Below are 23,476 nucleotides of genomic sequence, written 5' to 3' on the forward strand. Positions count from 1 at the left end.
GTGGGACGATGAACGAACTTCAACTGCGCCAGTCGATCATCGACCATTGCCGCCACATGAATGCGATCGGCCTCAACCAGGGCACTTCGGGTAATATCAGCCTGCGCCATGGCGGCACGATGCTGATCACCCCGTCTGCGATCCCCTATGCCGAGATGACGCCTGAGATGATCGTCGCCATGCCGATCGACGGCGAGTATGGCGCCTGGGCAGGCCCCAAAAGGCCGTCTGTCGAATGGCCCTTCCACCTCGACATTCTGCGGGCGCGGCCGGATGTCGGCGCCGTCGTTCACACCCACGCGACCTTCTCGACGATCCTCGCGATCGCGGGCAAGCCGATTCCCGCCTGCCACTACATGATCGCCGCCTTCGGCGGTTCCGACGTGCGCGTCGCCGATTACGCCCGCTACGGCACGAAGGCGCTGTCGCAGAACGTTCTGAAGGCGATGGAGGGGCGTTCCGCCTGCCTCATGGCCAATCACGGCATGATCGCGACCGGTTCGAGCCTGGAAAAGGCGATGTGGGCGGCGGTCGAGCTCGAGACGATCGCCAAGCAATATTACCACGCGCTCCTGATCGGCGGCCCGGTGGTCCTGCCTGAGGAGGAAATCGCCGGCGTCATCGAGGGATTTGCCACTTACGGCCATCAGGACAAACCCAACGGCGAGGCCGCCTGACCGCATGGCGACGACAGGAGACAAGCACGTGAGTTCCGAAACCGGTACATACGACCTTTTCGTCATCGGCGGCGGCATAAACGGGGCGGGCATTGCCCGCGACGCGGCAGGGCGGGGGCTCTCCGTCCTGCTCTGCGAGAAGGACGATCTGGCGCAGGGCACGAGTTCCCGCTCCGGCAAGCTCGTTCATGGCGGCTTACGCTACCTCGAATATTACGAGTTCCGCCTGGTGCGCGAAGCCCTGATAGAGCGCGAGGTTCTGCTGGAATCCGCACCTCACATCATCTGGCCGATGCGTTTCGTGCTGCCGCACAATCCGGCCGACCGGCCGGCCTGGCTCGTACGGCTCGGCCTCTTCCTCTACGATCACCTGGGCGGCCGCAAGCGCCTCCCCGGCACGCGGGTGCTCAACCTGCGCACGGCCCCCGAAGGTGCCGCAATCAAGCCGGCCTATCGCAAGGCCTTCGAATATTCCGACTGTTGGGTGGACGACGCCCGCCTCGTCGTGCTCAACGCGCTCGACGCGAAAAAGAAAGGCGCCCGGATACTGACCCGCACCGCCTGCACCGGTATTCGCCGGCGAGGCGACCTCTGGCATGTCGAGATGACCGATGCCGCGACCGGAGCGAAGACGGAGGCCAAGGCGCGCTGCGTGGTCAACACCGCCGGGCCCTGGGTCAACGACGTGATCGGCCGCGTTGCGGGACTGAATTCGAGCCGCAGCGTGCGCCTCGTCAAGGGCAGCCACATCGTCGTGCCGAAGTTCTGGGAGGGGCGGCAGGCCTATCTCGTCCAGAACCCCGACAAGCGCGTGATCTTCATCAATCCCTATCAGAACGATCTGGCGCTGATCGGCACCACGGATATTCCCTATGACGGGCGGCCTGAGGACGTCACGGCGGACGAAAACGAGGTCGCCTATCTCCTGAAATCGGTGAACCGCTATTTCAAGCAGCAACTGGCGCCGGGCGACATCCTTCACAGCTTTTCGGGTGTGCGTCCGCTTTACGACGACAATGCCGAAAATCCGTCGGCAGTGACGCGCGACTATATTTTCGAGCTCGACGCCGCCGGGAAGGACGCGCCGCTGCTCTCGGTGTTCGGCGGCAAGATCACGACCTTCCGCAAGCTTTCCGAGCACGCGCTCGAACGGTTGAAGCCTTTCTTTCCGAAGATGGGCCCGGCCTGGACGGCGCGTGCGCATCTGCCGGGCGGCGACATGGCGGATGCGGATTTCGACCAGTTCCTCGGCGACCTGCGCGCGCGCTACCGGTGGCTGCCGTCGGACCTCGCCAAGCACTACGCCCGGCTTTACGGCACGCGGGCGCATGATCTGATCGGCAGCGCCACCTGTCTCGACGAGCTCGGGACGGCGTTCACGCAGCTCTTCCGGGAGCGGGAAGCCCGCTTCCTCATAGAGAATGAATGGGCGCGCACGGCGGAAGACCTGTTGGAACGGCGCACCAAACACGGCCTGCATATGAGCGACGCCGAGAAGCGGGCCTTCAGCGGCTGGTTCGAGGGCCAGCAGGCTGCGGCGTGAGAAGGAAGAATTGATGTTGCGAAGCTCCGAATTCGAAGCGCTTCTCGATCTGTCGGCGCGTGTCGGCGCCGATCCGGATCTCGTTCAGGGCGCGGGCGGCAATACCTCGATCAAGGAGGGCGGAACCCTCTGGATCAAGGCTTCCGGCCTGTGGCTTGCCCATGCCCGTCGGCGCGACGTGATGGTCGCGGTCGCGCTCGACCCGTTGCTCGACGCATTGGAGCGGGACGACCCGGCGACGGAGAAGGCGCAGGATTTCGTCGTCGAGGATCTGAACCCCTCGGGCCTCAGGCCGTCGATCGAAACCACGGTCCACGCGCTGATGCCGCAGAAGGTGGTGGTTCATGTCCATTGCGTCGAGACGATCGCGACTGCCGTTCACGCCGACGCGGCCGCGATTGCCGAAGAGAAGCTTAAGGGCATTCCCTACGCCTTCGTTCCCTATGCCAGGCCGGGGCTGCCGCTCGCCAAGGCAATTGCCGAGCGGATTCGGGATGACACCTCGGTCCTGGTACTCGGAAATCACGGGCTCGCCGTCGCCGCCGAGACGGTCGCGGACGCGGCGCGTCTTCTCGCAGAGGTATCCCAGCGCTTCGCCGTGCCCGTGCGGCGGGCGCCTTCCGCCGACCTTGAGGCGCTGTCGCGCCTTGCGGTCAACAGCGCCTACCGGCTGCCCGACGACGGTCGGATCCATGATGCCGCGACCGATCTCGAAAGCTGCAGAATTGCCGCGGGAGGCAGCCTCTATCCGGACCACGTGATCTTTCTCGGCAAGGGATCGGTTGTCGCCGCTCCCGGAGAGAACGCGCTCTCTCTCGAAGAGGGATTCCGTCGCGCGGGAGAGAGCCTGCCGCCGGTCCTTCTCTTTCCCGGCAAGGGCGCCTTGGTGCTCAAGGATATCTCTGCCGGCGCGCTCGCCATGGCGCGCTGCCTTTCGGACGTGACGGCGCGAATCCCGGAGGGTGCAAGGCTGCGCTATCTCACCGATGCGGAAAACGCGGAACTTCTCGGCTGGGACGCGGAAAAATACCGCCAGCAGCTGAACCGTGCAGGGCAGGTGCTGCAATGAGCGGCCGGGGCAAGCTCGTTCTCGGCATCGACCTCGGCACGTCCGGTGCACGTGCCGTGGCGATGACCGCTGCGGGCGAGATCGTCGCGTCGGGCGCAGCCAGGCTTGCCGCCTTTTCCGATGACCATCGCGATCCGCTTGGCTGGTGGGAGGCGGTCCAGGCCGCGCTTGCGCAGGCACTCGAAGCGGTCGACGGCTCGCATATATGTGCGGTCGGCATAGACGGCACGTCGGGCACCATGCTCCCGGTCGCTGTCGACGGAGCGCCGCTCGCGACACCGCTCATGTATAACGACCCGGTCGGCGATCCCGCCGTTCTGGAGCGTATCGCCGTTCATGCACCCAAGGAGAGTGCGGCACATGGCGCAACATCGGGCCTGGCCAAGCTGCTGACCTTCCAGTCGCTCCCGGACGTCTTCCGTGTCATTCACCAGGCCGACTGGATTGCCGGCCATTTCACCGGGCTTTATGACGTCAGCGACGAAAACAACGCGCTGAAGACCGGCTACGATCCCGTTGCCCGCAACTGGCCGGAATGGCTTGCGCGGACCGGCGCGCGTATCGATCTTCTGCCCGATGTTCTGCCGGCGGGGGCGCCGGTCGCGACGATCTCGCCGGCCGCGGCGGAAGCCTTCGGACTGCCGAGCGAAGCCGTTATCGTTGCGGGTACGACGGATGGCTGCGCCTCCTTCCTTGCGACCGGCGCTGACCGGCCGGGTGACGCCGTCAGCGCGCTGGGCACGACGCTGACGGTGAAGGTGCTCTCCGACAAGCCGCTCTTTGCCCCGGAATTCGGGCTCTACAGCCACCGGATCGGCGATATGTGGCTTGCCGGCGGCGCCTCCAATACCGGTGGCGCGGTTCTCGCCGCGCATTTCAGCAACGATCGGATCGCCGAGCTTTCGGAGCAAATCGACCCGGCGAGCGATACGGGCCTCGACTTCTATCCGCTGCTGAAGCCCGGCGAGCGGTTCCCGGTGGCCGATCCCGCCTTTATGCCGCGCATGGAACCGCGCCCGACGGAGGACGCCGAATTCCTGAAGGCGATCTTCGAGGGCATCGCGGGGGTCGAGCGTCTTGCTTATGAGCGGCTCGTATCCCTCGGCAGCCCGGCCCTAGGCTCGATCCGCACCGTCGGCGGCGGCGCGAAGAACGGGGTGTGGACCGAAATCCGAAAACGGAGGCTCGCCGTTCCCTTCCTGCCGGTGCTATCGGAAGAGGCTGCTGCCGGCGCCGCTCGCCTGGCGCTGTCGGGAGCGAAAGAGGCGGGCGTGCTATGAGCGCCGTCCGGGAAATTCCAGCCCTCTCTGCGATATCGGACGCATATGATGCCTTTCTCGTAGATCAATACGGAGTGTTGAGAGACGGTCGCGGGCCCTATCCGGGTGCGGCGGAAACGCTTGTCCGTCTCAAACAGGCCGGAAAGCGGGTCATCATCCTCTCCAATTCCGGCAAGCGCTCGGCCGAGAACGATCGGCGGCTGGAGGCACTCGGTTTCCAGGGCGGAAGCTGGGACTGGTTCCTGACCTCGGGAGAGGTTGCCTGGCAGCTCTTGAAACGGGAGGCCGAAGGCGAGGGTGGCGCAGCGCGCAAGTGCCTTCTGATCAGCCGCGACGGCGATCAGTCGCCGCTCAAGGGGCTGAACCTCGTCCGCACCGAGAGCGGTGAAGACGCCGACATCGTGCTGCTGGCGGGGAGCGAGGGCGATATCCATCCGCTTGCCTATTACGAAGTTCTGCTGGGACCGGCTGCCCGGCGAGGCATCCCGTGCCTCTGTACCAACCCGGACAAGGTTATGCTGACGAGGAGCGGCCCGGCCTTCGGCGCCGGTCGCATCGCCGAGCTTTACGAAGAGCTGGGCGGTCCTGTGCGCTGGATCGGCAAGCCGTTTGCCGACATCTACGACTTCGCGCTCGATTTTCTCGGGCGGCCGGAGCCGCGGCGCGTCTGTGCCATAGGCGACAGCGTCGAGCATGACATTGCCGGGGCTGCGGCGGCCGGGCTCGGCTCGGTGCTCGTCGCCACCGGAATTCTCGAGCAGCGGTCGGACGCGGAGCGCCGGCAGCTCTTCCGGGAGCACGGCGCGAGCCCCGATTTCATCCTCCCGAAATTCCTCTGGTAGCAAGGAGCCGGCAATGGCCTTCACGCTGTCGCTCAACACCAATCCTCTGGTCAACCGCTTTGCCGAGGCGGACGACCTGATCGACACCATCGCCGAGAAGATCCGCATCGGTTACGTCCAGCTCACCCATGAATTCGTCAATCCGGGCTGGCCGGCGGCGACGATCAACAAGACGCTGCGGCAGTTTCGAACGGCGCTCGGCCGTACCGGCGTGAAAATCACCTCCGGCATGACAGGCCCCTATGGCCGTCTCAATCATTTCGGGCATCCCGACCCGGACGTCCGGCGCTATTATGTCGACTGGTTCAAGACTTTTGCCGATATCTCCGCCGAGCTCGGCGCCTCCGGCATGGGTACGCAATTCGCGATCTTCACGCTCAGGGATTATCACGACCCGGCGCGTCGCGAGGAACTGATGACGATCGCCATCGAATGCTGGCGCGAGGTGGCAGAGCACGCCAAGGCCGCGGGCCTTTCCTATGTCTTCTGGGAGCCGATGTCGGTCGGCCGGGAGTTCGGCCACACGATCGAGGCGTGCAGGGCGCTCGACCGGCGTCTGGCGGCAGCCGACCTGCCGATCCCGATGAGGATGATGGTCGACATCGATCATGGCGACGTCACATCGCCGAACGCCGCCGACGTCGATCCCTATGCCTGGGCGGAGGCCTTTCCGCGGCAGTCGCCGATCATTCACGTCAAGCAGTCCTCGATGAACAAGGGCGGACACTGGCCCTTCACGGCCGCCCACAACAAGGACGGCAGGATCACGCCCGAACGACTGCTCGAGGCCATCAGGAGGGGAGGCGGGACGGACAACGAAATCTGCCTGGAGCTTTCCTTCCGGGAGCGCGAACCGACCGACCGCAACGTGGTGGAAATGATCCGGGAGTCGGTTGAATTCTGGGAGCCCTTTATCCACACGGGATTCAATGCTTCGAAATTATCACAATGAAATGTAACAAAATCCCATATTTTAGTTGGAATATCACAGAAGACTGTTACCTTTCCCTTGGCGCAGCCGAGGCTGCACCTGACGGGACGATGCGATGAAACCGGAAGACAGACGCCAGGCGATCATGGATGTCCTGATGGAGGCGGGAACAGCCTCCGTCGAGGAACTCGCCCTTCGCTTCGGCGTCAGCAAGATGACGGTTCATCGCGATCTTGACGATCTCGAACAGGCGGGGCTCCTGCGAAAGGTCCATGGCGGCGCTTCCATCCAGTCGAGCCCGCAATTCGAAAGCGATTTCCGCTACCGCGAAAAGATCGCGACGGGCGAGAAGCGCCGCCTTGCGGAACATGCCGCGACGCTGATCGAGCCCGGCCAGAGCATCATCATCGACGACAGCTCGACGGCCGGAGCGATCGCCGGGTTTCTAAGGGATATTCGCCCGCTCACCGTCATCACCAACAATCTCGGCGTCATCGCCGATCTTTCGGGAGCCCCGGGCATCAACCTGATCGCGCTTGGCGGGCATTACAGCAAGAAATTCAACGGCTTTTTCGGTGTCGTCACCGAGGAGGCGCTGCGTTCGCTGCGCGCCGACGTGGCCTTCCTGTCGAGTTCGGCCGTCGAGGGCGCGTCAGCGTTCCACCAGGATCAGGAGGTCGTGCAGATCAAGCGCCAGATGGTGAAATCCGCCAGCCGCAAATATCTCCTGGTGGACCACGGCAAGTTCGGCCGGTCGGCCCTGCATTTCCTGACGGGGCTGGAGGCCTTCGATGCGGTGCTGACCGGAAGCGAAGTGTCCGAGGGGAATACGGCGGCGCTCGGCGACGCCGGCGTCAAGCTCGTCAGGATCGACAATCGGAAAATATTGGAGAACGCATGAGCAAGACTGGTCTCTGGGTCGGCACGAGCTGGAAGATGAACAAGACGCTGGCCGAGGCAATGGTCTTCGCCGACGGTCTTGCGGCCGCCGACGATGGGCGCGATCAGCGGATACAGCGCTTCGTCATTCCTCCGTTCACCGCCGTGCGGCAGGTGAAGGAAAGGCTTAAGGCGACGAGCGTCAAGGTCGGTGCGCAGAACATGCACTGGGACGATGCGGGCGCCTGGACCGGCGAAATTTCTCCGGTCATGCTGAGGGATTGCGATCTCGACATCGTCGAGCTCGGCCACAGCGAGCGGCGGGAGCATTTCGGCGAGACCGACCGCACCGTGGGCCTGAAGACGGCAGCCGCCGTCAAGCATGGGCTCGTGCCGTTGATCTGCATCGGCGAGACTCTCGCGGAACGCGAAGCGGGCGAGGCGGATACGGTCCTGAAGCGCCAGGTGGAAGGCGCCTTTGCCTTTCTCGAAGGCGCGGCGCGGACGGCGCCCGTTCTCCTGGCCTATGAGCCGGTCTGGGCGATCGGCGTCAACGGCATACCGGCCACCGCCGACTATGCGGATGCCCGCCACCGCCGCATTGGCGAAGTCGCCGAGCGTGCACTCGGCGTGAAGGTTCCGGTACTCTATGGCGGCAGCGTCAATCCGCAGAACTGCGAGGAATTGATCCTCCAGCGCCATATCGACGGGCTCTTCATCGGCCGCTCCGCCTGGGACGTGGGCGGCTACCTCGACATTCTGCAACGCGTAGCCCGGGCGATCTGAGCATCGCCGGGTCAGGCAACAACACCTTACGGAAAGGAAACGACATGAAAATCGCGATTGGAGCCGACAGTGCCGGCAAGCCCCTGCTCGACGTCATCGCCGCGCATCTCGCCAAGAGGAGCGATCTCGAAGTCAAGGACCTGAGTCAGACCGGCTACTATGCCGATCTCTCCCGCGATCTGGCGCAGACGATCACGGCCGGCGAAAACGAGCGCGGCATTCTGATCTGCGGCACCGGCATCGGCGTGTGCATCTCGGCCAACAAGGTGCCGGGCATCCGCGCCGCGCTGACCCACGATACCTATTCCGCCGAGCGGGCGGCCAAATCCAACAACGCCCAGATCATCACCATGGGCGCGCGCGTCATCGGCCCGGAACTGGCGAAATCGATCGTCGATACGTGGCTGGCCTCCGAGTTCGACCCCAATGGTCCGTCGGCGGCAAATGTCGAAGCGATCGACCGCCTGGATCAGGCGAAGTAACGGTCGCGAATTCTGCGGCGCGTGCTGATCCTCCCTCATGCGCACGCAGCGAGACGCCCGGCAGCAATGCCGGGTGTTTTCGCTTCTGGAACAGGATTGGTTTTGATCCTGTAGCCTTCCAACCCGAAACGTCGTGATCTGGTACGCGCGGAAAGGTGACCGCGCACGCTACGCCGCGGATCTCAGTCCCACTGCGGCGGCCAGACTCCGTGCGCGCTCCAGGCACGCCGGTTGCTGATCGGCAAACCGCCCGGCGTCGATTTCCATGATCAGCGTCGTGTCCGGAAGGAAGGTCAACTCGGAGAAAATGTCGTCCCAGGCAATGTCGCCCCAGCCGATCGGCAGATGCAGGTCTCCGATGCCGAGTGCGGTCGCCTCTGCCGGATGATAGAAGCGGGTCATGGAATAGGGCAGCCCGAAACTGTCGTGGACATGCAGGTGACCAGTCACCGGCGCCATTGTCCTCAGCTCGTCGCGGAAGTCGAGTCCTCGATGCGTCGCTTCGATATAGGCATGCGAGAAGTCGATGAGCGCGACGACGTTGTCGGAACCGATCGCCCGCACGGTTTCGGCGACCTGCCTCGGCGTCTGCCGATACTGGCCGGTTTCCGTCGTGAAGATGTTTTCAAGCGCGATGCGTACTCCGTACGCTTTTGCGATCTCCGCCATTTCCGCGAGGGCATCGCGTTCCATCCTGTCGAGATCGGCGGCGCTTTCTCCGGGGGCGAGCTGCGCCGCGCCGGAGTGATGAACGAGGATCCCGGCGCCAAGCCGGTCACACAATTCGAGCATCGCCCTCACGACCTTTTTCTGCAGATGATGATGCTGGCGATCCATGAAGTTGGACAGGATCTGACCGTGCAGCGAGAGCTTTTTGAAGGAATATTTCTTCGTGATGTCGGCGACGCGCCGGACACGGTCTTCGATGATGCGTCCGCCACTGACGATTTCTTCGCCGTAAATTCCGATTTCGCAGGCGTCAGCACCCGTTTCGGCAACTTCGCGTAAGGACGCGTCCAGGCTCGAAAGATCGCCCTTGCCGGTCCGGTTGCAAAAGCCTACGGCGGAAATGATTTCGTTCATTGCGTTTCTCCTTCTCGATGGACGCGATCAGATTGTTTCGAATGCCGGTCGAGCGGCGGAAGCAGCGACGGCGCGAGGTTCCAGATCGACCCCGATCCGCCGGCCTGACTCGCGGTCGAAAACGTGCAATTGCGCCAAAGGCAGCTCCAGGTCGATCCAATCACCCGGCCGGACGCGCACTTTCTCGTCCACACAGGCGGCGAAGGGACGGCCATGCAGCTCCGCGTGAATGACGCGGCCGGATCCGAGCTCCTCGACGAACTCGACCTTGATCGCGACGCCGCCTTTTGCTTCGGGCGACACGATGCACTGTTCCGGGCGAATGCCGATCGTGATGTTTCCTGCGCCCAGACGCGCCGCAATCCTCCTGTCGATCGGCAGCTTCGCGCCGGCGAAGGTCAGGCAGGCGTTGCCGACGTCGATCTCGGCATCGAACAGGTTCATGGCCGGCGAGCCGATGAAGGACGCGACGAAGATGCTTGCCGGACGATGGTAGATGTCGAGCGGCTGTCCTACCTGTTCGACGAGGCCCTTGTTCATGACCACCAGCTTGTCCGCGAGCGTCATGGCTTCGACCTGATCATGGGTGACGAAGATGGACGTTGCCGAGAGACGCTGATGCAGCTTCCGGATCTCGGCTCGCATGGTGACGCGCAGTTTGGCGTCGAGATTCGAGAGCGGTTCGTCGAAAAGGAACACGCTCGGTTCGCGGATAATCGCGCGGGCCATGGCAACGCGCTGGCGCTGACCGCCGGAAAGTGCCGCGGGCTTCCGATTGAGATAGTCGGAAAGCCCGACGATCTTCGCTGTTTCCTCGATGCGGCGCAGCCGCTCAGCCTTCGGTATGCCCGCCACCTTCAGGGCATAGCCGATATTTCCGGCGACGGTCATGTGGGGATAGAGGGCGTAGTTCTGGAACACCATGGCGCAGCCGCGTTCGCGCGGCTCAAGCCTGTTGACGACCCGCCCGTTGATGGCGATCTCCCCGGCGGTGATTTCCTCCAGCCCCGCGATCATCCTCAGAAGCGTCGATTTCCCGCACCCGGACGGACCGAGGATAACGACGAATTCTCCCGACGCGAAGGCGAGGTCGATGCCATGCAGGGTAGGGACCTTGCCGTAGGACTTGCGCACGGCGCTAATTTGGATGTCAGCCATGAACGCGGGCCTCTCTGTCTGTTTCTGTTTGGGAAATGCGATTCATTTTTCGGTCGCCACGAGCCCGCGAACGAACCACCGCTGGAGGACGGCAACGACGATGAGCGGGGGCAGCATGATGATCAAGGATCCGGCAAGCGTCACGTTCCAGTCCGGAGTGCCGTTTTCGGACGGCAGGAGCGCAATCAGCGACATCATCGTGGTCTTGTATTGAGGGTCCGTCACCATCAGGAGCGGCCAGAGATACTGGTTCCACCCATAGACGAACATGATCGTGGTCAAAGCGAGCATGTTCGTGCGCGACAGCGGCAGCAGCATATCGATGAAGAAGCGGATCGCACCCGACCCGTCCATCCGCGCCGCCTCTGCCAGTTCGTCGGGCAGGGTCAGGTAGAACTGGCGGTAGAGGAACGTTCCGGTCGCGGTCGCGATCAGGGGCAGCGTGAGGCCGGCGTAGGAGTTGAGAAGGTTCCAGTCGACCGAGACTTCGAAGCCCGTTACTGCGGAGATCAGAAGCCGGACGGGTTGGAACGGATCGGCAGCGACGGCATAGGTGGGCACCACGCGCACCTCCAGCGGCAACATCAGGGTAATGAACACCATCCAGAAGAAGAAGCCCTTCAGCGGGGTTCGGAAGAAGACGATGGCGAAGGCCGTCAGCGCCGACAGGGCCACTTTGCCGATCGTGACGAGGCTGGCCATGACCAAACTGTTCAGCATCGCCGTTCCGAGATTGGCGCGCTCCCATGCGGCCCTCATGTTCTCGATCAGGCGATCCTGCGGCAGAAGACTGAAGGGTACGGCGTTTACTTGCTGAAAGGTCTGGCTGGCGCCCGACACGATCACGATGAAAGGGCCGATCAGCAGCAGGAAGCCGAAGATCATCACGCCGTAGGTGAGGGCGTTGGCGAAAGGTGTCCGCTGTATCATGTGAGCCTCACTTGTAGTGGACCTGGCGCTCGATGAAGCGGAACTGGATGAAGGTGAAGATCATGATGAGACCGATGAGGACGAGGCTTTGCGCCGACGCGCCGGAATAGTTCAAGCCGCGGAATGCCTCCTCGACGATGCGGTACACCATCACATCCGTGCCGTGGTTCGGCCCGCCCTCCGTCGTTCGGTCTACGATGCCGTAGGTGTCGGCCCCGACGAATCCCTCGGTCATCATGATGACCAGCAGGAAGAAGAGCGTCGGCGCCAGCATGGGTACCTGGATATCGACCGCACGGCGGACGGGGCCGGAGCCGTCCATGGCGGCAGCCTCGATAAGCGAACGGGGGACCGACTGAAGGCCGGCGAGAAGGAAGATGAATGTGTAGCCCGCCCATTTCCACGCAAAGACGACGATGACGAGAATCAGGGCGTGGCTGCCGTATTTGGCCGGGTTCCAGAAATCCGGGAAAGCCGCGTTGACCGATGCCATCAGTCCGCGCTCCGGCGACAGGATAAAGCGGAAAGCCATGCCTGCGGCCGGGCCTGCAATCGCATAAGGCAGAATGTACAGAAACCGGAACGGAGCTGAGGCCGGCAATTGCCGATCGACCGCAAGCGCAAGAACGAGGCCGATGAAGATGGTGGCCAAGGTGCCGCAAAGGGCGAATGCCAGGCTGATACCGACGGAGTTCCAGTAGAGCGGATCGGCGAAAACCTCCTGGAAGTTGGCAAGGCCGACGAATTCCGCGGCGCCCCCGAACGGCGGCTCCAATGTGAACGCCCATCGCAGCACGGCGACTGCTGGCCAATAGAAAAACAGCAGGATCAGGATGATCTGCGGCAGGGCGAATAGGCTTGGCAGCCACCAGCTGCGAAAGGCCGCACGCTTGTCCATAGCTTCGATTTCCGATGTGCAGGAAGAAAATCGGGCCTGCCGACGTCACGGCAGGCCCCGGATCGGATCAGATCTAGTTCAGCGTCTGTCCGGCGTAGGTCTTCTCAAAACGGCGCAGGACGGCATTGCCGCGTTCAACGGCCCTGTCGAGTTCCGTCTGCACGTCCGCGTTCTGCATGAAGATCGCTTCGAGGGCGGTCGCGAGTTCCTTGCGGACTTGCGTGAAGCCACCGAGGCGAATGCCGCGGGTGTTCTCCGAGGTCGGAGTAAAGGACAGGCTCTCGATGGCGAGCTCGCGTCCCTTGTAGGGTGCCTTGTCGTAGAACCCGTTTGACTTCATGGCGTCGAACCCGGTCCTGGTCACCGGGATATATCCGGTTACCGTGGACCACCACTCGGCCATTTCGGGTGTCGCGAGATAGTTGAGGAAGGCGGCCGCGCCCTTGTACTCCGCTTCCGGACGGCCGGCGAGCACCCAGAGCGACGCGCCGCCGACGAGAGAATTCTGCCGCTCGGTGCCGTTCCATACGGGCAGCATGGCGACGTCCCACTTCACCCCCTCGGGAAGGGACTTGCCGACGGTGCCATGGTCGGCGATCGAGGTCTGTATCATCTGGCAGGTCTGCGACGTGAAGGCCGGGACGAGATCCATGCCCAACTGCTTGGTCTTGACCACGAACAGCTTCTCGTCTGCCATTTTCTTGAAGAACTTCACATGGTCCACGAACCTGGTCCTGTTGACGACCAGCTCGGCATCCAGCCCGTTGTAGCCATTCCCCCTGGTGGCGATCGGCTGGTTGTGGATGGCCGAAAACTGCTCCATGAGCTGCCAGGTATCGAAGTTGAAGGCGAGCGGGCATTCGTATCCGGCTGCCTTCAATTTGCGGGCCGCTGCCTCGACCTGTTCCCAGGTGTCCGGCTTGAAATCGACGCCGGCCTTCTCGAAGGCGTCGACATTGTAGTAGAACATCGCAGTCGAGGAGTTGAACGGGAAGGAGTTCAGTTCTCCCTTTGCCGTCGCATAATAATTGGCGATGCCGCCGAAATAATTGTTCCAATCGATGCTGTAGCCGTTGTCGGCCATCAGCTTCCTGGCGGGCACGAATGCACCCGAAAGCATCATGTCCAGAGTGCCGGCATCGTAGATCTGGGTGATTGCCGGCTGCTTCTTCGCGCGGTAGGCGGCAATCGTGTTCTGCAGGGTCGCGTCGTATCCGTTTTGCGAGGTGCAGACGATCTCGAATTCGGTCTGGCTTTCGTTGAACTTCTTGCAGGCATCCTGGACACGTTCCCCAAGATCGCCCGAAAGGCCGTACCAGAACTCAAACTTCGTCTTTTCGGCTGCAGCCGCCGGCAGGCCAGGCGCGATGCCTGCGACCAAGCCGATGATAAGGGACGTAGTGACGGAGATTCTCATTGCAAAGCGCTCCCTGCAGATTGTTGGCATGAATGAAGCCGAGCGCTTGCTACCAGTTGAGTGTGACAGTCGTTGCCGATCTACATGATGGAAAAATGAAAGTTTGATCGCGGGACGAGGCGGCCCCCCTCAACTCGCCGCCGCGACCTTCGCCCCGCCTGCGGGGAGGTGCCGGCAGGCGGATGAGGTGGAAATGCCGCCCGTCACCACTTCTTGCTGAGCTTCAGCGTGAAGGTCCGGCTTTCGCCATAGCCGCAGGTCAGGAGGCCCTGGCAGCCCGCGACATAGTCCTTGTCGAACAGGTTGGCGACGTTGAGCGACGCTGTCCAGTCGTTCTTCTCGTAGCGGATGGCGGCATCTACGAGCGTCGCCGCCGGGACCTTCTTCGTATTCGCGGCGTCCGCCCAGGACTCGCCCTGGCGGCGCACGCCCGCACCGAGGCTCATGCCTTCGAACGCGCCGTCGGTCACGGTGTAGTCGAGCCACAGAGCGGCCTGAGTCTCGGGTATGAGATAGGGCGACTTGCCGAGCAGCGACGGGTTGGCGTCTTCCGTGATCTCCAGATCGGTATAGCTGAACGCCGAGACGACCTTCCAGTTTTCGTCGATATTCACCTTGCCCTCGAGCTCGAAACCGCGGGAGCGCACCTCGCCGAGCTGTGTGGAAACACCGAGTGTGTCGGTCACCTGGACGTTCTGCTTGGTTATCTCGAAGACCGAGGCGGTGAACAAACCATCGATAAACGTCGGCTCGTATTTGATCCCCGCTTCGTATTGGTAGCCTTCTTCGGGCTTCAGGGGCACCAGCGTCGTGACCGCGGGATCCGGGTTCGAGTCGCGCGAGCCCACGAGCGGATTGAAGAATGTCGCTACGCTCAAATAGGGCGTAACGCCGCTTTCGAACTCGTAGGCAAGGCCGGCCCGGCCGCTGAGCGCTCCGTCGTCATATCCGAAGTTCGAAGCTGCGGCCCAGGCCGTGGCGCCGTTCCTGAGGTCGGTGTCCACATAGTCGTATCGCCCATTGAGCGTGGCCAGCCAACCGTCGCCGAACCGCACTTGATCCTGAGCATAAATGCCGATCTGCTGCTGCGTGAAAACCTGGTTGATGTAGACGGATTTCGGGCCCTGCGGCACACCATAAACCGGATCGGTCGGGCTGATCGGTGTTGCGCCTCCCGAGGCGCCAATGTGGTCCAGTCGGTAATATTTGTAATCCAGGCCGGCGAGGAAGGTGTGGCTCGTGGCGCCGAGATCGAATTCCGTCTCGGCGCGGTTGTCGATCGCAAAGCTGTCGACTTTCGAGGTGGCCTCGAAACCGATGCGGTTCAGGAGGTAGTCCGGAGCGATCGGATCGACATTGCCGAAGCCCGGGCCGACATAGCCGTAGGGATACGGATAGTTCTCGTGTTTGTGGAGATGGGCATAGCGGGCGTTCTGCGTGAATTTCCAGCCGTTGTCGAAGTCGTGCGTGAACTCGTAGCCGACCATCTGCTGGGCGTAGGTTCCTTCGTCCATGTCCGGCTCGCCGAAATAGGCGTCGCGGTCGATCTTGCCGTAGGGAGCATCGACCACGGTTCCGACATAGGGCAGGAAGCCGTTGCCGACATGAACCTGGTCCAGACCCTGGAGCAGGCCGAAGACGGTCAGGCTGGTCGCGTCGTCGGGTGCATAGGTTACCTGAGGAAGGATGAAACCGCGCAGGTCCTCGGAATAGTCCGAATAGTTGTCGCCGCCGGCGACCTTTCCGGTCAGGCGGTAGCGAACCGTTCCGTCATCGTTCAGCTTGTCGTTGATGTCGAAGCCGGTGAAGGCGTTGCCGTCGCTGTTGATGCCGACTTCGGTGTAATAGAGCGGCTCATCGAGCGGACGCTTGCTGATCAGATTGATGATGCCGCCCGGATTGGACCCGCCATAGAGCACGGAGGCCGGGCCCTTCAGCACCTCGATCCGCTCCAGCATGAAAGGGTCGATCTGGAAATTGCCGAAACCGAAGCTGAAGAGCGGCAAGCCGTCGAGGAAGAGGCCGGTCTGGGCCGCATCGAAGCCGCGGATGTAGAACCAGTCCGTGTCGGGATCGGTGCCGAAAGGTGCCGACGTGACGCCCGGCGTATAGCGCAAGGCCTCGTCGACCTTGTTGACCACGGCGCGATCGTCCAGTTCCTCGCGGCCGACGACGGAGACCGACTGGGGGATTTCGTTGAGCGGCGTGGCGGTCTTCGACCCGGTTGCGGTCGCCTTTGCGACGTAGCCGTCCACCGGTCCGCTCGCGTTGGCGCCCGTCGCATTGCCGCCCTCGACGACGATTCGCTCGAGCTGCGTGGCGTTTCCCTCCTGCGCCAGCGCCATTCCGCTCATCATCAGCGGCGCGAGCGCCGCTCCGCTCGCCAGAAGAGTCTTCAGATGCGCCCCGCGAATCCTGCACTTCATCTCATTCATGCCCCGAAAATCGGCCGGCCCCGCGTTGCCCCGCGCGACCGGCACCGTCGACAATAAGATGAGTGTCTAGATCAACTATTTTGGCGGCGCTTGTCCCGATATCGGGAAATTGAACGATTTTGGGCAAAAACTGCGCGCTGCCGGCGGACTGGTCAGGCGGTGTGACTTTTCTTCCAGAAGGCCGGAGTCGTGCCGACTGCCTTGCGAAACACACGGGTGAAGTGCGCCTGATCGGCAAAGCCCGTCTCGGCGGCAATCGAGGTCAGCGGGGCGTCGCTCCTGAGCAGCATCTGCTTTGCCCGTTCGACCCGCGCATTGATGTGCCACTGGTGAGGCGCGACACCCGTCGAAGCTTTGAAGGCGTGACTGAAATGCGATTGGGAGAGGCCCGTGAGGTCGGCGAGTTCCTCGAGCCGGACATTACGGGCGAAATTCTCCTCGATGAAATCGACGGCCCGCCGCAATTGCCACGCCGCAAGCTGGCTGCGCTTGCGGCCGCTTCGCTTGCCGATCTTCATGAGATCGATGAAAAGCGCCACCGTGAGGCCGTCGCCGTAAAGATCGTGGAGGGGCTGGGGATTGAGGCACTCGGCTGCGATCAGGCCGGCGATCGTGAGGAAGCGTTCGTCCTGGAACATCAGCCGGGGCGTCTCGATTGCCGCGGCGTCGAGGTCTTCCTTCAGGCGTCTGCCGAGTGCATCGATGTCGAAGTGAAGATCGAGATGCCGGATGTAATGGATGTCGACGACATCGGTCCAGAGCTCCATTCCGGCCGGGATATAGGAGAGGGCCTGCCGATGGTAGTTCTGGACGGCACCCTTGCCGTTTGCGGCGAGCTTCACCCTGCAATTGCCGCCGCCCTTGGCGTCGAGCACGATGAACATGCGGGGGTCCTCGGCGATATAATAGCCGCCCGCATGCGGAACGCATTCCACATCCCACACATCCGCGACCACACCATTCCACTCTCTGCGGTTGAGGCCGCCGATGATCGAAAACCCGCTGATCCTGTTCTGCATGCGCGGCTGAAATGTCATCGTCGCTTTCTCCGGTCCTGCCGGCTTGCCAAGCCCGACCGCAGTAATCCTTCAAGTGTTATTCAAGTTTGTTATCGCGGATCGCGTGGGGTTTCAATCGCTTCAATGTGAAGGCGCGGCCGATGCCGACCGCGCCCCTTTTCTGAATGGAATTGGTACATCTGCGCCTCTCGGGTTTAGCCCGGGGAGAGGGGCAGCACCGTTTCAGGCGTCGACCAGCGCGAGCTTCGCACGGGCATCGAGAATCTGCGCGCAGGCATTCGCGGCTTCCTCGCCCTTGACGACGAAATGGTCGCGGAAGAAGGCGATCAGAGGCTCGCTTTCCTGGAAGTTGTGGGGTGTCAGGACCGCGGAGAGCACCGGCACGTCGGTATCGAGCTGGACGCGCATCATGCCGTCGAGCACCGTCCCGGCGACGAAGTCGTGGCGATAGATGCCGCCATTGACGACGAAGGCGGTGCCGAGGATCGCCGCGTAGCGGCCGGTCCTGGCGAGCGCCTGCGCATGCAGCGGGATTTCGAGCGCTCCCGGCACGTCGAAGATCTCGACATCGGCGGCGCTGCCGCCGAGTTTCGTCCATTGCGCAATGAAGGCGTCGACGCAACGATCGACGATATCGGCGTGCCAGCGGGCGCGGACGATGGCGATCTTGGCGGAGGGATGGGAAAGTATGGTCATGGTCTCAAGCCTTTCAGGGTTGGCATTTTCCAATGATCCCGTCGGGCGAACATGCATGTGCGAAGACCCCGGGGAGGGGCGACGCCTCTGCTTGCTCTCTTCCATCCGGACTATAACCGTCGGCTCCGGAATTCGACCGGATCTGCTGACCTTCGCACGAAAATGCGAAGCGCTCGCGGGCTTCGACCACCGACCATTCCCGATCCTGTGTTCGCTACCGCCGGTGGGGAATTTCACCCCGCCCTGAGAACGCTTGCGACTATAGCGGCTGTTTCGCCGCCGTCAAATCTGTGCTGCGACGTGAAAGCGAAAAATCACGACAGAATTTTCCAAGGATTTCGCGCCCCTGACCAATTCATTCCCGCCGGTCTATTCGCGGATGACGAGCAGGTCCTTTGCCGCGAAGCGCAGCGTGACGCTCTCGCCGGCGACCGGTGGGGTCATGCCCGGATCGTTGAACATATCGAAGGAGATGATGTCTTCGCCGACCCGCAGCTTGGTGCGGATGACGGAGCCGAGAAAACTCCTCGATACGACTTGGCCCGGAAGTGCGGTATCGCCCCTGGCGCCCTCGGCGATTGAGCCTGCTTCCGGCCTGAGTGCCAGCGAAATGCTGTCGCCGCCCTTTGCCCCGGCTATCGGCTCTTTCAGCGAAATCCGCTGCCCGCCTATGGTGACCGCGCCGCTGGCGGGATCGGCCACCTTGCCCTCGATGATGTTGAGTGTGCCGACGAAGGAGGCGACGAATCGTGTGGCCGGGGTGTTGTAGATCTCGAAAGGGGTGCCGATCTGATCGGCGCGGCCGGCATTCATGACGACGATCCGGTCGGAGATCGACAGTGCCTCTTCCTGGTCGTGCGTCACGAATACCGTGGTGATGCCGAGCTGCTGCTGGATCTGCCGGATCTCCTCCCGCAGCGAGATGCGGATTTTTGCATCGAGCGCGGAGAGCGGTTCGTCGAGGAGCAGCACCTGCGGCTTGACGGCGAGGGCGCGGGCAAGCGCCACGCGCTGCTGCTGTCCGCCGGACAATTGATAGGGGAAGCGGTCCGCCAGATGCTCGAGCTTGATCAGTCCGAGCATCTGCTTCACCCGTGCCTCGATCTCCGTTTTGGAAGCGCCGGCGACCTTGAGGCCGAAGGCGACATTGTCGTGAACATTCATGTTGGGAAAGAGTGCGTAGGCCTGGAACACCATGCCGATATTGCGCTGGTTCGGCTTCAGCGTGCCCTGGTCCTTGCCGTCGATGAAGATCGAGCCGCCGGACGGCATTTCAAAGCCGGCAATCATGCGCAGTATGGTCGTCTTGCCGCAGCCGGAGGGGCCGAGGAAGGAGACGAACTCGCCCTGGTCGATCCCCATGTCGAAATTATGCACGACCTGGACCGGGCCGAAGGATTTCTGGATGTTGGTCAGTTGCAGGAATGCCATGTGATCAAGCCTTGGCCGGAGCGGATTTCTGGAAGCGCGATACCAGCTGGATCAATCCCATGCTGAGCCAGGTGATCGCGAATGCGATGACGGCGAGCGCCGAAGGCTCGTAGGCCTTGTTGGCGCCGACAAGCTGCAGATAGGGGCCGAAGGCCGGGCGGTTGAGCAGCGCCGCCATGGTGAATTCGCCCATGACGATCGCGAAGGTGATGAAGGCACCGGAAAGCACGCCGCTCATCACATTCGGGAAAATGCAGCGGAAGAGGATGGTCGGCCATTTGGCGCCGAGGCTTTCCGCGGCCTCCGTCAGCGTTCTGACATCGATGGCCCGCATCGCCGTGTCGACGGCGCGGTACATATAGGGAAGCGACAGCGTCATGTAGGAGAACATCAGGAGCGCGTTGGTGCCGGAAGTGGAGCCGGTCAGCGGCAGGAACGAGGACGAATTATAGAGTCTGAGATAGCCGAAGACGATGACGATCGCCGGAATGACGAGCGGCAGCAGCGTGATGAACTCGATGACGGGGCGGACCTGGGGCAGGCGCAGCCGCACCCAATAGGCGGTCGGCACCACCAGCAGCATGCCGAAGATGATCGTGAAAAACGCCATCAGCATCGAATAGCCGAAGGTCTCGCGAAACTGGAAGTCGGAGAAGACCGACCGGTAAGCGTCGAAGGAATAGGCATCGCGGCGCATGCGCAGCGAGAATTCCAGCGTGCCGAGCAGCGGAACGATGAAATAGCTCGCCCCGATGGCGATGGCGATCCAGGCACCGAGACGTCTTGCTTTCATTTCTGCCACCGTTCGGCGCGCATCCGCAGCCAGATGTAGAGAATATTGGAGATGCCGGTGATGACGATCATGCCGAGCGCCAGCGCATAGCCGAGGTTCGGATTATGGAGCACGTCGCCGCGGATCTGCGCATAGAGCAGGATCGGGACGATATTGAGCGAACTGCCGGTCAGCGCGTAGGCGGTGGCGATCGCGCCGAAGGCGTTGGCGAAGAGCAGGAGCGTCGTGCCGAGCAGGCTCGGCCAGAGGATCGGCAGCGCCACCATGCGCCAGTATTGCCAGGTGGAGGCGCCGAGAATTTCGGAAGCTTCGCGCCATTCCTTCTTCATGCCGTCGAGCGCCGGCGTAAGGATCAGCACCATCAGCGGGATCTGGAAATACATGTAGGTGATGGTGAGGCCGAGGAAGCTCAGGAGATTGAAGCCCGTCGAATAGAGATTGAAGCCGAACCAGTCGCGCAGAAACACGGTGACAAGACCGGTGCGGCCGAGGGTCGCGAGAAAGGCGAAGGCGAGCGGAACGCCCGCGAAGTTGGAGGCGACGCCGGAAAAGGTGAGGAGCCCGGAGCGAATCCAGCCCGGCAGCCCGCCAAGCACGATCGCCCACGCGAGGAAAAAGCCGATGAGCGCGCCGCCGAGCGAGGAGGCGACCGATACGCGGATCGAAATCCAGTAGGCGGAGAGGATCGAGGGCGTGAAGAGATCGCCGATATTCTTGAAGGTGAACTCGCCTGCAGGCGTGAGGAAGGCGCCGGTGACGAGATAGAGCGTCGGAACGACCAGGAACATCAGCGCGAAAATCATGAAGGGCGCGATGCCCAGCCAGTCGATGATCGCTCGTTTGCTGATCAGGGGTGCTGCTGCTGTTGTCGTGGTCATAAAGCTTTCGGCTGTCCCGGCGTCGGAGGAAAATGACCTCCCCGCCACGTACGAGGCGGGGAGGTACGCAATGGCAGTTACTGCACGCTCGCGCCGACGACGCTGTCCCACTTGGTGGTGATCGCTTCCTTGCCCTTGGCCTGCTCGTCGAGTGTCGGGAACACGGCCTTTTCGTAGGATGCGGCCGGCGGCAGCTTGGCGAGCATTTCCTGCGGAACCTTGCCGTTCTTGACGAGGTCGTTGAAGCGGATCGGGTGGCAGTAGCCCTTCAGCCAGCCGAGCTGACCTTCGTCCGAATAAAGATATTCCATCCAGAGCTTGGCGGCGTTCGGATGCGGAGCGAAGGCAGAGATCGCCTGCACATAGACGCCGGCGACGACGCCGGAGGCCGGGACGACGACTTCGACCGGCGGGTTGCCGTTCAGGCTGTCGCGCCAGGAGAGGCCGTTATAGTCCCAGGCGATGATGATCGGCGTCGAGCCTTGCGCAAGCGAGGCGGACTTGCCGATGACCGGGACGAAGTTGCCGGCCTTGTTGACCTCGGCGAAGAAGGCCAGGCCCGCTTCCCCGGCCTTTGCCGCATCGGTTTCACCGGCCGCGAGGCCTGCGGCGTAGACCGCCTGCACCGCCTGGTTGGATGCGCGCGGATCGCCGGCGAGGGCGACCGAGTTCGCATAGTCGGACTTCTTGAGGTCCGCCCAGTCCTTCGGCACGTCCTTGACGATATCGGTGTTCACCACGAAGGAGAGAACGCCGTAATAGTCGCCGTACCAATAGCCTTCCGGATCCTTGGCCGTGTCCGGAATAGTGTCCCAGGTAGAGACCTTGTAGGGCTGAATCAGGCCTTCGGCCTTGGCCGAGGGGCCGAAAGAGAGGCCGACGTCGATGACGTCGGGGGCCTGCGGGCCGGTGTTGCCCTTGTTGGCCTTGATCGCCTCGATCTCGTCTCCGGAGCCCGCATCCGGGTTCAGTTCGTTGACTTCGATGCCGTATTTGGCCTTGAAGCCGGCGATCACGTCGCCGTACCCGCACCAATTGTGCGGGAGCGCGATTGTCGTCAGCGTGCCTTCCTTCTTGGCGGCTGCGATGAGCTCTTCGCTCGGCTCGGCAACGGCTACTGCCGTCGTTGCGAGCAGCATGGCGGTCGAAAGCGAGAGCAGGCGTTGAGTCCTTGAAATCACTGGCGTTCTCCTTATTGGGTTTTCGTTCAATTTCGCCGATGCAGTTAAAGATATGCGATGAAGCTTATGTGACAGGCCTTGTCCCGTCTGCGGCAGATATGTCGGCTTCGGAGCAATCCGCCCCGGTTGCATTCGAATGTCGCCTGAATGCTCTTCCATCAGGGAATTCAAGCCGCCGGAGCCCTCCTAGACCGGCTTGCGGAAAATGCGGGTGGAATCGAACAGGCCCTCCAGCGTCCTCATCCGGTCCCGAGTTTGGTCCCAGTTCGAGCTCTGTACCGCCTCGATCAGCGCCTCCACGAGGAAGAGCAGCATCACGGAACTGTCCCATGCGGAGGGAACCTCGATCCGCGCGCGGAAGACCTTCGATGAAGACTTGGCGACCGGAGAGCCCCACTGGTCCGTGAAGAGGATGATCTCGACGCCGCGGTCTCGGGCGGAGCGGGCGAGCGTTTCCATCTCCTGCTCGTAACGGCGGATGTCGAACAGGATGAGGACGTCTCCCCGGCGCATGTCCAGCACGTAATGCGGCCACGAACTCGGGTTCGCGGCGATCTGCGTCACGCTGGTTCGGATGACCTGAAGATGAGTGAAGAGGTAATCCGCGAGAGAGCGGGTGATGCGCCCGCCGACGAGATAGACCCTGCGCTTCAAATCGGCAACGAGTGCGGCGGCCGTGTCGAACTCCGCGGGTTCGATCTGCGACAGCGTCTGGCGCATGTTTCCCATGACCGCGTCGGCGAAGCGGTTGAGCGTATGCGTCCCCGGCGCGCTGGCCGCCCAGCGGTCGTGCTTGGCGATCGGATTGGAGATCGTCGCCTCGAGCTCCTGATGAAGCCGTGCCTGAAAGTCCGGGAAGCCGCGAAAACCGAGCTTCTGAACCATGCGGGCGACCGTCGGCGTCGAAACGCCGGCGTTCTCGGCGACCGTGGTGATCGAACCGAGACCGGAGACCGGGTAATTGTCGAGAAGTGTCTCCGCCAATTGCTTTTCGGCGCGCGTCAGCGCGGCGAAATGTGCGTTGATCACATCCGACACCGTCATGGAAGCCGTGTTGCCGTTCAATGT

At 62.6% G+C, this 23,476-nt stretch carries 22 protein-coding genes and 1 riboswitch; of the genes, 9 read left to right on the plus strand and 13 right to left on the minus strand.

The features are described 5' to 3' along the window. The first annotated feature begins 8 nt into the window (after positions 1 to 8). The 9 genes from ACFHWW_RS10340 to ACFHWW_RS10380 all read left to right on the plus strand — a co-directional run bounded on the left by ACFHWW_RS10340 (position 9) and on the right by ACFHWW_RS10380 (position 8,489). Positions 9 to 677 (plus strand): class II aldolase/adducin family protein, encoded by a 669-nt coding sequence (locus ACFHWW_RS10340; protein WP_100671745.1) that lies wholly within the window; start codon positions 9 to 11, stop codon positions 675 to 677. A gap of 4 nt (positions 678 to 681) precedes the next feature. Beyond that, complete coding sequence (locus ACFHWW_RS10345; protein ID WP_379938139.1) at positions 682 to 2,220, plus strand: glycerol-3-phosphate dehydrogenase; 1,539 nt, start codon at positions 682 to 684, stop codon at positions 2,218 to 2,220. A gap of 13 nt (positions 2,221 to 2,233) precedes the next feature. Then, positions 2,234 to 3,289: a class II aldolase/adducin family protein gene (locus tag ACFHWW_RS10350; protein ID WP_338282454.1), complete on the plus strand. Its 1,056-nt coding sequence runs from the start codon at positions 2,234 to 2,236 to the stop codon at positions 3,287 to 3,289. Next, on the plus strand, positions 3,286 to 4,569 hold the full coding sequence (locus tag ACFHWW_RS10355; RefSeq protein WP_379938140.1) for an FGGY-family carbohydrate kinase: 1,284 nt from the start codon (positions 3,286 to 3,288) through the stop codon (positions 4,567 to 4,569). The genes ACFHWW_RS10350 and ACFHWW_RS10355 overlap by 4 nt, the downstream gene beginning before the upstream one ends. After that, positions 4,566 to 5,411, plus strand: coding sequence for a TIGR01459 family HAD-type hydrolase (locus tag ACFHWW_RS10360; protein ID WP_379938141.1), 846 nt, complete (start codon positions 4,566 to 4,568; stop codon positions 5,409 to 5,411). Before ACFHWW_RS10355 ends, ACFHWW_RS10360 begins: the two co-directional genes overlap by 4 nt. Before the next feature lie 13 nt (positions 5,412 to 5,424). After that, positions 5,425 to 6,363 carry a sugar phosphate isomerase/epimerase family protein gene (locus ACFHWW_RS10365; RefSeq protein WP_379938142.1) on the plus strand — a complete coding sequence of 313 codons (939 nt, stop codon included), beginning with the start codon at positions 5,425 to 5,427 and terminating at the stop codon, positions 6,361 to 6,363. A gap of 94 nt (positions 6,364 to 6,457) precedes the next feature. Next, positions 6,458 to 7,243, plus strand: coding sequence for a DeoR/GlpR family DNA-binding transcription regulator (locus ACFHWW_RS10370; RefSeq protein ID WP_275597623.1), 786 nt, complete (start codon positions 6,458 to 6,460; stop codon positions 7,241 to 7,243). After that, positions 7,240 to 8,007, plus strand: coding sequence for a triose-phosphate isomerase (locus tag ACFHWW_RS10375; protein WP_379938143.1), 768 nt, complete (start codon positions 7,240 to 7,242; stop codon positions 8,005 to 8,007). The genes ACFHWW_RS10370 and ACFHWW_RS10375 overlap by 4 nt, the downstream gene beginning before the upstream one ends. Before the next feature lie 44 nt (positions 8,008 to 8,051). After that, positions 8,052 to 8,489 carry an RpiB/LacA/LacB family sugar-phosphate isomerase gene (locus ACFHWW_RS10380; RefSeq protein ID WP_003537271.1) on the plus strand — a complete coding sequence of 146 codons (438 nt, stop codon included), beginning with the start codon at positions 8,052 to 8,054 and terminating at the stop codon, positions 8,487 to 8,489. A 168-nt stretch (positions 8,490 to 8,657) separates the two neighbouring features. On the opposite strand, the gene ACFHWW_RS10385 is transcribed toward ACFHWW_RS10380, so the two are convergent. The 13 genes from ACFHWW_RS10385 to ACFHWW_RS10445 all read right to left on the minus strand — a co-directional run bounded on the left by ACFHWW_RS10385 (position 8,658) and on the right by ACFHWW_RS10445 (position 23,473). Further along, positions 8,658 to 9,572 (minus strand): sugar phosphate isomerase/epimerase, encoded by a 915-nt coding sequence (locus ACFHWW_RS10385; RefSeq protein WP_100671738.1) that lies wholly within the window; start codon positions 9,570 to 9,572, stop codon positions 8,658 to 8,660. 27 nt (positions 9,573 to 9,599) lie between these two features. Next, positions 9,600 to 10,730: an ABC transporter ATP-binding protein gene (locus tag ACFHWW_RS10390; protein ID WP_275599881.1), complete on the minus strand. Its 1,131-nt coding sequence runs from the start codon at positions 10,728 to 10,730 to the stop codon at positions 9,600 to 9,602. Between the two features lie 42 nt (positions 10,731 to 10,772). Next, entirely contained in the window at positions 10,773 to 11,660 is an 888-nt protein-coding gene (locus ACFHWW_RS10395; protein ID WP_379938144.1) for an ABC transporter permease subunit, read from the minus strand. A 7-nt stretch (positions 11,661 to 11,667) separates the two neighbouring features. After that, positions 11,668 to 12,558 (minus strand): carbohydrate ABC transporter permease, encoded by an 891-nt coding sequence (locus ACFHWW_RS10400; RefSeq protein WP_100671735.1) that lies wholly within the window; start codon positions 12,556 to 12,558, stop codon positions 11,668 to 11,670. A gap of 73 nt (positions 12,559 to 12,631) precedes the next feature. Then, on the minus strand, positions 12,632 to 13,975 hold the full coding sequence (locus ACFHWW_RS10405; RefSeq protein ID WP_275597626.1) for an extracellular solute-binding protein: 1,344 nt from the start codon (positions 13,973 to 13,975) through the stop codon (positions 12,632 to 12,634). Between the two features lie 203 nt (positions 13,976 to 14,178). Further along, the gene (locus tag ACFHWW_RS10410; RefSeq protein ID WP_379938145.1) at positions 14,179 to 16,410 is read right to left on the minus strand and encodes a TonB-dependent siderophore receptor; all 2,232 of its coding nucleotides are present in this window, start codon (positions 16,408 to 16,410) and stop codon (positions 14,179 to 14,181) included. A 152-nt stretch (positions 16,411 to 16,562) separates the two neighbouring features. Then, entirely contained in the window at positions 16,563 to 17,447 is an 885-nt protein-coding gene (locus ACFHWW_RS10415; protein WP_275599879.1) for an AraC family transcriptional regulator, read from the minus strand. Positions 17,448 to 17,651: 204 nt separating this feature from the next. Further along, on the minus strand, positions 17,652 to 18,125 hold the full coding sequence (locus tag ACFHWW_RS10420) for a 6,7-dimethyl-8-ribityllumazine synthase (protein WP_018095501.1): 474 nt from the start codon (positions 18,123 to 18,125) through the stop codon (positions 17,652 to 17,654). An 89-nt stretch (positions 18,126 to 18,214) separates the two neighbouring features. Continuing rightward, positions 18,215 to 18,380, minus strand: a riboswitch (FMN riboswitch). A 114-nt stretch (positions 18,381 to 18,494) separates the two neighbouring features. Then, complete coding sequence (locus ACFHWW_RS10425; protein WP_338282434.1) at positions 18,495 to 19,556, minus strand: ABC transporter ATP-binding protein; 1,062 nt, start codon at positions 19,554 to 19,556, stop codon at positions 18,495 to 18,497. 4 nt (positions 19,557 to 19,560) lie between these two features. Continuing rightward, complete coding sequence (locus tag ACFHWW_RS10430) at positions 19,561 to 20,349, minus strand: iron ABC transporter permease (protein ID WP_018095499.1); 789 nt, start codon at positions 20,347 to 20,349, stop codon at positions 19,561 to 19,563. Further along, entirely contained in the window at positions 20,346 to 21,227 is an 882-nt protein-coding gene (locus tag ACFHWW_RS10435; RefSeq protein ID WP_018095498.1) for an ABC transporter permease subunit, read from the minus strand. The genes ACFHWW_RS10430 and ACFHWW_RS10435 overlap by 4 nt, the downstream gene beginning before the upstream one ends. A 77-nt stretch (positions 21,228 to 21,304) precedes the next feature. Continuing rightward, positions 21,305 to 22,408 (minus strand): ABC transporter substrate-binding protein, encoded by a 1,104-nt coding sequence (locus tag ACFHWW_RS10440; RefSeq protein ID WP_379938146.1) that lies wholly within the window; start codon positions 22,406 to 22,408, stop codon positions 21,305 to 21,307. Between the two features lie 186 nt (positions 22,409 to 22,594). Then, the gene (locus ACFHWW_RS10445; RefSeq protein WP_379938147.1) at positions 22,595 to 23,473 is read right to left on the minus strand and encodes a MurR/RpiR family transcriptional regulator; all 879 of its coding nucleotides are present in this window, start codon (positions 23,471 to 23,473) and stop codon (positions 22,595 to 22,597) included. Between the last annotated feature and the right edge of the window lie 3 nt (positions 23,474 to 23,476).

This window comes from Sinorhizobium sp. P24N7 (assembly GCF_042436655.1).
Lineage (GTDB): Bacteria > Pseudomonadota > Alphaproteobacteria > Rhizobiales > Rhizobiaceae > Sinorhizobium > Sinorhizobium meliloti_A.

Excerpts from the sequence above, each read along its gene's own strand:
- ACFHWW_RS10340 (WP_100671745.1), top strand. The coding sequence starts at position 9 with ATGAACGAACTTCAACTGCGCCAGTCGATCATCGACCATTGCCGCCAC.
- ACFHWW_RS10345 (WP_379938139.1), top strand. The coding sequence starts at position 682 with ATGGCGACGACAGGAGACAAGCACGTGAGTTCCGAAACCGGTACATAC.
- ACFHWW_RS10350 (WP_338282454.1), top strand. The coding sequence starts at position 2,234 with ATGTTGCGAAGCTCCGAATTCGAAGCGCTTCTCGATCTGTCGGCGCGT.
- ACFHWW_RS10355 (WP_379938140.1), top strand. The coding sequence starts at position 3,286 with ATGAGCGGCCGGGGCAAGCTCGTTCTCGGCATCGACCTCGGCACGTCC.
- ACFHWW_RS10360 (WP_379938141.1), top strand. The coding sequence starts at position 4,566 with ATGAGCGCCGTCCGGGAAATTCCAGCCCTCTCTGCGATATCGGACGCA.
- ACFHWW_RS10365 (WP_379938142.1), top strand. The coding sequence starts at position 5,425 with ATGGCCTTCACGCTGTCGCTCAACACCAATCCTCTGGTCAACCGCTTT.
- ACFHWW_RS10370 (WP_275597623.1), top strand. The coding sequence starts at position 6,458 with ATGAAACCGGAAGACAGACGCCAGGCGATCATGGATGTCCTGATGGAG.
- ACFHWW_RS10375 (WP_379938143.1), top strand. The coding sequence starts at position 7,240 with ATGAGCAAGACTGGTCTCTGGGTCGGCACGAGCTGGAAGATGAACAAG.
- ACFHWW_RS10380 (WP_003537271.1), top strand. The coding sequence starts at position 8,052 with ATGAAAATCGCGATTGGAGCCGACAGTGCCGGCAAGCCCCTGCTCGAC.
- ACFHWW_RS10385 (WP_100671738.1), bottom strand. The coding sequence starts at position 9,572 with ATGAACGAAATCATTTCCGCCGTAGGCTTTTGCAACCGGACCGGCAAG.
- ACFHWW_RS10390 (WP_275599881.1), bottom strand. The coding sequence starts at position 10,730 with ATGGCTGACATCCAAATTAGCGCCGTGCGCAAGTCCTACGGCAAGGTC.
- ACFHWW_RS10395 (WP_379938144.1), bottom strand. The coding sequence starts at position 11,660 with ATGATACAGCGGACACCTTTCGCCAACGCCCTCACCTACGGCGTGATG.
- ACFHWW_RS10400 (WP_100671735.1), bottom strand. The coding sequence starts at position 12,558 with ATGGACAAGCGTGCGGCCTTTCGCAGCTGGTGGCTGCCAAGCCTATTC.
- ACFHWW_RS10405 (WP_275597626.1), bottom strand. The coding sequence starts at position 13,975 with ATGAGAATCTCCGTCACTACGTCCCTTATCATCGGCTTGGTCGCAGGC.
- ACFHWW_RS10410 (WP_379938145.1), bottom strand. The coding sequence starts at position 16,410 with ATGAATGAGATGAAGTGCAGGATTCGCGGGGCGCATCTGAAGACTCTT.
- ACFHWW_RS10415 (WP_275599879.1), bottom strand. The coding sequence starts at position 17,447 with ATGACATTTCAGCCGCGCATGCAGAACAGGATCAGCGGGTTTTCGATC.
- ACFHWW_RS10420 (WP_018095501.1), bottom strand. The coding sequence starts at position 18,125 with ATGACCATACTTTCCCATCCCTCCGCCAAGATCGCCATCGTCCGCGCC.
- ACFHWW_RS10425 (WP_338282434.1), bottom strand. The coding sequence starts at position 19,556 with ATGGCATTCCTGCAACTGACCAACATCCAGAAATCCTTCGGCCCGGTC.
- ACFHWW_RS10430 (WP_018095499.1), bottom strand. The coding sequence starts at position 20,349 with ATGAAAGCAAGACGTCTCGGTGCCTGGATCGCCATCGCCATCGGGGCG.
- ACFHWW_RS10435 (WP_018095498.1), bottom strand. The coding sequence starts at position 21,227 with ATGACCACGACAACAGCAGCAGCACCCCTGATCAGCAAACGAGCGATC.